This window comes from Micromonospora foliorum (genome assembly GCF_022229015.1).
GTDB lineage: Bacteria > Actinomycetota > Actinomycetes > Mycobacteriales > Micromonosporaceae > Micromonospora > Micromonospora foliorum.
This window is the reverse complement of record NZ_JAKKFF010000301.1, coordinates 1-6,206: the sequence shown is the minus strand read 5'-3', so window position 1 is coordinate 6,206 and position 6,206 is coordinate 1. Positions and strand designations below refer to the sequence as shown.

6 protein-coding genes and 1 pseudogene are annotated in these 6,206 nt (G+C 72.5%); 3 read left to right on the top strand and 4 right to left on the bottom strand.

All coding sequences use genetic code 11. The annotated features are described in order from the left end of the window. A pseudogene (locus PSH25_RS21740) lies at positions 1-246 on the bottom strand (hypothetical protein); the annotation flags it as partial. Positions 247-258: 12 nt separating this feature from the next. Beyond that, on the bottom strand, positions 259-1,128 hold the full coding sequence (locus PSH25_RS21735) for a PhzF family phenazine biosynthesis protein (protein ID WP_238660828.1): 870 nt from the start codon (positions 1,126-1,128) through the stop codon (positions 259-261). Between the two features lie 33 nt (positions 1,129-1,161). On the opposite strand from PSH25_RS21735, the gene PSH25_RS21730 reads away from it, so the two are divergent. The 3 genes from PSH25_RS21730 (at position 1,162) to PSH25_RS21720 (ending at position 4,316) form a co-directional block, all read left to right on the top strand. After that, positions 1,162-2,448 (top strand): magnesium transporter MgtE N-terminal domain-containing protein, encoded by a 1,287-nt coding sequence (locus PSH25_RS21730; protein WP_238660827.1) that lies wholly within the window; start codon positions 1,162-1,164, stop codon positions 2,446-2,448. Continuing rightward, a complete protein-coding gene (locus PSH25_RS21725; RefSeq protein ID WP_238660826.1) occupies positions 2,441-3,091 on the top strand; it encodes a DUF1003 domain-containing protein in 651 nt (216 codons plus the stop codon). The genes PSH25_RS21730 and PSH25_RS21725 overlap by 8 nt, the downstream gene beginning before the upstream one ends. A 76-nt stretch (positions 3,092-3,167) precedes the next feature. Continuing rightward, on the top strand, positions 3,168-4,316 hold the full coding sequence (locus tag PSH25_RS21720) for an Mrp/NBP35 family ATP-binding protein (RefSeq protein ID WP_238660825.1): 1,149 nt from the start codon (positions 3,168-3,170) through the stop codon (positions 4,314-4,316). A 206-nt stretch (positions 4,317-4,522) separates the two neighbouring features. Here PSH25_RS21720 and PSH25_RS21715 read toward each other — a convergent pair whose 3' ends face one another. Beyond that, the gene (locus PSH25_RS21715) at positions 4,523-4,945 is read right to left on the bottom strand and encodes a twin-arginine translocase TatA/TatE family subunit (protein ID WP_196920926.1); all 423 of its coding nucleotides are present in this window, start codon (positions 4,943-4,945) and stop codon (positions 4,523-4,525) included. Positions 4,946-5,021: 76 nt separating this feature from the next. Next, positions 5,022-6,206, bottom strand: a 1,185-nt coding sequence (locus PSH25_RS21710) for a S1C family serine protease (protein WP_238660824.1), incomplete at its 5' end; no start/stop codon positions are given.

The following is a 6,206-nucleotide window of genomic DNA, read 5'->3' as shown; positions in this document are numbered from 1 at the left end:
GATCCGCCCGCCGTGGTCGCCGCGCAGGGTCACCTGGGCCTCGGTCGCGTCGGCCAGGCCCGGTGCGGCCTGCTCGCCCGGCCCGCTGACCACCAGAAGCGCGCCCTCCAGCGGGGCGCACCAGAGCGCCAGCGCCGGCCCGCCGGCAACGCTGACCCAGGCCACGGCGGCCTTCTTCATCGCCTCGTCGACCAGTGGGGTGCCCCCGGGGGCGTCCTCGTCCGTCACACCCGCATCCTCCCGCATCGGCGCCTCCGCTCAGCCCACGAACGGCGGCACGGCGATCTCGCCCCGGGCCACCGGCATCACCTGACCGGCGACCGTCGCGCCGACCGCCACCCCGTCCGCCGCGGTGACCGTGCAGGCCAACGCGGACGGGCGGTTCATCTCCACGCCCTGGCGGACCGCGTACTCCGACCGCCCCTCGCCGGGCAGCAGACCACTCGCCACCAGCCAGACACCGAGGCCGAGTGCTGCCGAACCGGTCGCCGGGTCCTCCGGAACGCCGATCCCCGGCACGAAGACCCGGGCGTGCGCGGTTTGCGCGGCCGCGTCCCAGGAGAAGACGCTGACGTGCGACACCCCGTACCGCTGCGCCGCCGCCGGGTTCACCCGGGCGCGGGCCACCGACTCCGGACGCACCGGCAGGTACGGGAACTCCAGCCCACAGCCGGCGACGCGTGGGGCGGGCCCGAAGTGGTCGTCGGCGACCAGCCCGGCGATCTCCAACAACGGCTCCGGGTCAAGCTCCGGCCCGAGGGTGGGGGTGCCACCGGTAAGCGTCGCCCCGGACGCGGTCACCTCGATCGGCAGCACACCGGCCCCGCACTCCTGGGTGACCTGCCCCACACCGAACATGCCCCGCCGGCACGCGGTGACCGCGGCGCCGACGCTGGGGTGCCCGGCGAACGGCAACTCCTCCACCGGAGTGAAGATCCTGGCCCGGTAGGTGCTCCCGACCTGCGTCGGCGGCAGCACGAACACCGTCTCGGAGAGGTTGAACTCCAGCGCGAGCGCCTGCATCTGCTCGGTGGCCAGCGCCTCCGCGCCGAACACCACCGCCAGCGGGTTACCGGCGAAGGGGCGATCGGTGAAGACGTCCACGATCTCGTAGGCCAAGGTCGACATGTTGATAAACACTAGGCGCTTAGGCTGGTGCCCGTGAGTACGCCGACCCGGGTCTACATCGCCCGTCTCGCCGGAGTCGCCGTCTTCGACCCGAACGGCGATCAGGTGGGACGGGTTCGTGACGCCGTGGCCCGGCTGAGGGCGACGAAGCGTCCGCCGGAGGTGGTGGGTCTCGTCGCCGAGATGCCGATGCGTCGTCGGATCTTCCTGTCCATCAACCGGATCACCTCCATCGACGCGGACGCCGTGGTGCTCGGCTCCGGCACCCTCAACCTGCGCCGGTTCGAGAAGCGCCCGAACGAGCTGCTGGTGCTCCAGGAGCTGCTCGACCGGCGGGTGCAACTCGACCCGGGCGGCCAGCCCGGCGCGGTCGTGGACGTCGCGATGGAGTGCACCCGGGGCGGCGAGTGGTCGCTGACCCGCGTCGCCGTACGCGAGCAGACCGGTCGGCTCAGCCGCCGCGGCCACCTGCACCAGGTCGAGTGGGACCGGGTGCGCGGGCTCAGCGGCATCGCCGACAACCGGGGTACGGCGAACCTGCTCGCCGTACTGGAGGACATGCGCCCCGCCGACCTGGCCAACGCGTTGCAGGATCTGCCCGACGCGCGGCGCAACGAGGTCGCGGCCGCACTGGACGACGAGCGGCTGGCCGACGTGCTCAGCGAGCTGCCGGAGCACGACCAGGTGGAGATCCTCGCCGCCCTCGACCGGGAGCGGGCCGCCGACGTCCTGGAGGAGATGGACCCGGACGACGCCGCGGACCTGCTCAACGAGCTGCCCCCACCCGAGCAGGACGTGCTGCTGGACCTGATGGAGCCGGACGAGGCCGACCCGGTACGCCAGTTGCTGAAGTACACCCCCGGCACGGCGGGCAGTGTGATGACCTCGGAGCCGGTCATCCTGCCGCCGGACGCCACCGTCGCCGAGGCGCTGGCCCGGATCCGGGAGCCGCAGCTCTCCCCCGCCGTCGCCGCGCAGGTCTTCGTGACCCGGGCACCGCAGAACACGCCGACCGGCCGCTACCTGGGCATGGTGCACTTCCAGGCGCTGCTGCGCGAACCTCCGGCCGACCTGCTGGGCAAGGTGGTGGTCAACGACATCGACCCGCTGCGCCCCACCACGCCGCTGCCGGAGATCACCCGCCGGATGGCCACCTACGACCTGGTCGCCATGCCGGTGATCGACCGGAACAACCGGCTGGTCGGCGCCGTGACGGTGGACGACGTGCTGGACCACTCCCTACCCCGGGACTGGCGGGACCGGGACGCCCTGGCCGCCCCGGGCGCCACCGACACCGTGCTGGACGGCGCGGATGGCTGACCAGCGGCGGACGGAGCGTCTCGACCAGCCACGCGAGCCCCGGGGCGTCAAGCTGCCCCGGTTCGACGCGGAGGCGTTCGGTCGGTGGTCCGAGGGCATCGCCCGGGGCATGGGCACCGCGAACTTCATCGTCGTCATGACGGTGGTGATCATGATCTGGTTCGTCTGGAACACGTTGGCCCCGGCGAACCTGCGCTTCGACCCGTACACCTTCACGTTCTTGACCCTGGTGCTGTCGTTGCAGGCCAGCTACGCGGCCCCACTGATCCTGCTGGCCCAGAACCGGCAGGCCGACCGGGACCGGGTGGCCCTCGAGGAGGACCGGCGGCGAGCCACCGCGCAGAAGGCGGACACCGAGTACCTGGCCCGGGAGATCGCGGCCCTGCGGATCGCGCTGGGTGAGGTCGCCACCCGCGACTTCCTCCGTTCCGAGCTGGCCCGGTTGGCCGAGGAACTGGACGAGGTGGGGCAGCGCCGGCAACGACTGGAGCGCCGCCAGCAGGAGAAGGACAGCCGGCAGGAGCGCCGTGGCCAGCGGCCGACCGACGGCGTCGGCCTGGACGAGCCCCGCGACGACCTGGACGGCGACCTCACCCGGGACGCCCGGCCGGACGGCACCGGCCCGCGCCGGTCAGAGGGCTGACCGACGGGTCATCGATTGGCTCACACCGCCCCGGGCAGCGGCGGCAGCGGATGCCCCGCGACGTAGCATTGCGGTCATGTCAGCACCCGTGAGCACCGTCGAGGACGCGATCCAGGCCGCCCTGGCCACCGTCAACGACCCGGAGATCCGCCGGCCCATCACCGAGCTGGGCATGGTCCGCTCCGCCACGATCGGTGCCAGCGGTGTCGTCCGCGTCGAACTGCTGCTCACCGTCGCCGGCTGCCCGCTGAAGGACAAGCTGCGTACGGACATCACCACCGCCCTGGCCGCGGTGCCCGGCGTCACCGGCGTGGAGATCGACTTTGGGGTGATGACCCCCGAGCAGCGGCAGTCGTTGCAGTCGCAACTGCGCGGCGGCGGCGCCACCGAGGAACCCGTCATCCCGTTCGCCCAGCCCGGCTCGCGCACCCGCGTGTACGCGGTGGCCAGCGGCAAGGGTGGCGTCGGCAAGTCCAGCGTGACGGTCAACCTGGCGGCGGCGCTCGCCGCCCGTGGGCTCTCCGTCGGGGTGGTCGACGCCGACATCTACGGCCACTCGGTGCCCCGGATGCTCGGCACGGAGGCCCGACCCACCCGGGTCGAAGACATGATCATGCCGCCGCAGTCGCACGGCGTGAAGGTGATCTCCATCGGCATGTTCACGTCCGGCAACGCTGCCGTCGTGTGGCGCGGCCCGATGTTGCACCGGGCGTTGCAGCAGTTCCTGGCCGACGTCTACTGGGGCGACCTGGACGTGCTCCTGCTGGACCTGCCCCCGGGCACGGGTGACGTGGCCATCTCGCTGGCCCAGTTGCTGCCCAACTCGGAGATCCTGATCGTCACCACCCCGCAGACCGCCGCCGCCGAGGTGGCGGAGCGGGCTGGCGCGATCGCCCTGCAGACCCACCAGCGGGTGGTCGGCGTCATCGAGAACATGTCCTGGCTGGAGCTGCCGGACGGCTCCCGGATGGAGATCTTCGGCTCCGGCGGCGGCACGGCCGTGGCCGAGTCGCTGAGCCGGACCATCGGCGCGCAGGTGCCGCTGCTCGGTCAGATCCCCCTGGACACCCGGGTCCGCGAAGCTGGCGACGCCGGCAACCCGATCGTGCTGGCCGAGCCGGAGTCCCCTGCCGCGCAGGCACTCGGCACGATCGCCGACCGGCTCGCCCTGCGCCGCGAGTCACTGCTCGGCAAGCCACTCGGCCTCAAGCCCGCCGGCCGCTGACCACCCCGAACACCGTCAGCCCGTCGGCCGCTCCTGGCCGACGGGCTGACGCATGTCGGTGGGTGCTCCCGGCAGGCCGGCGAGGGGCTTTGCCACATGGTCAACTCGGGTTCCCGGAAGTCGGGGTGTCCCGCGCTGGTCGACCGGCCGACTTCCTGCAACGCGAGTTGATCAGCGCCGGGTCGGGCGGGTACTGACCGGCTCGGTCAGGTGGCGTCGTCGTAGCTGGCGCGGGGGGCCGGGGCCGAGGGAGTGCTGGTGGCCGTGCCGGAGCGGGCCTCGTTCGACCGCAGGTCGGCGGCGTTGGCCACGTCCTTCAGGTCGTTGTGCACGCCGCTGACGTCCGCGCGCAGGTTGTCGTAGACGCCCTGCAACGGCTTGCGGATCGCCGCCTCGTCCTCCTCGCTGAGGAGGTGCTTGCGGATGAACGCCTTCGGGTGCAGGTCTTCCAGCTGGATGTCGGTGCCCAGCTCGCGGCTCAGGTCGCCGGTGGCGTTGCGGGCCATGTTGCGCAGGTTGCGCACCAACCGCAGGCCGTCGGTGATCACGGCGGGGAGCCGGTCGCCGAAGATCAGCAGCGCCAGGAGCAGCAGCGCACCGATCTCCCACCAGTTCAGGTTGTCGAGCATCCCGCGGGCCTCCTCTCGGCGTCAGCAGCAAGACTACGCACGCCGGGGGGCTTTCGGGCAAGGGGTGCGCCGCTGTTCACTTCGCGTCCGCCGCGAGGGTTACCGAGGTGTTCTGCCGGGCGGAGCCCCGCCGATACTCGACGGTCACCACCGAGCCCGGCGCGTACTTGCGGACCAACGCGGTCAGGTCGGTCGGCTCGGTCATCGGCCGCCCGTTGATCTTGAGGATCACGTCGCCGACCTTCAACCCGGCGCCGTCCGCGGGACCGGACGGCTCCACCTCGGCCAGCCGCAGGCCACCGCCGGCAACTCCGGTCGGGCCGTCCGCCCGGGCGCCGATCACCGTACGCCGGGCCTTGCCGGTGCCGATGATGTCCTGGGTCACCCGCTTGGCCTGGTTGATCGGGATGGCGAAGGCGAGCCCGATGTTGCCCGCCTCCTGCCCCTCGGCGACAAGTGACTTGATGGTGGAGTTCACCCCGACCACCCGGCCGGCGCCGTCGACAAGTGGACCGCCCGAGTTGCCGTGGTTGACCGCGGCGTCGGTCTGGATGGCGGCGTAGTAGCGCACCGGACCGCCCGGCTCGCCGGCCTGCATCGTCCGGTCCAGAGCACTCACGATGCCGGCGGTGACCGTGTTGGCCAGCGACAGCGGCGAGCCGATGGCGAGCACGGGGTCGCCGACCGCCAGCGCGTCGGAGTCGCCGAACTCCACCGGCCGCAGCCCGGGACGACTCACCTTGATCACGGCGATGTCCGACTCCGCGTCCTGCCCGACGATTGTCGCCGGCGCGGTGCTGCCGTCGTTGAAGACCACCGAGGCCTTGCCGGTGCCGCCGGCCACCACATGGTCATTGGTGATCACATGGCCGTCGGCGGTGGCGATGAACCCGGAGCCCTCACTGGTCCCGCCGAGGCTGCTCACCCGTACGGTGACCACGCTGGGCAGGACACGCTCGGCGACCCCGGCCAGCGACTCCGGTTTGCGCTGCGCCAGCGCCGGCACCTCCGCGGGCGCACCACCGAGGACCGCCGCGCCAGCGCCGCCGCGTACCGCGAACGCGTAGCCCAGCGCACCGCCGAGGGTGCCGGCCAGGAGCGCGGTGATCACCGGGATGAGCAACAGGTGGCGCAGCGTCGGCCGGCCCGGCGCGTCGGGGTCGGTGACCGGCTCGGGCTCGGTGCCGGGAGCAACCACCCCGGGCACCACCACCGCGGTCGGTGCCGCCGGGTCGCGCCAGGGGTCGGCGAGCGCGTCCGA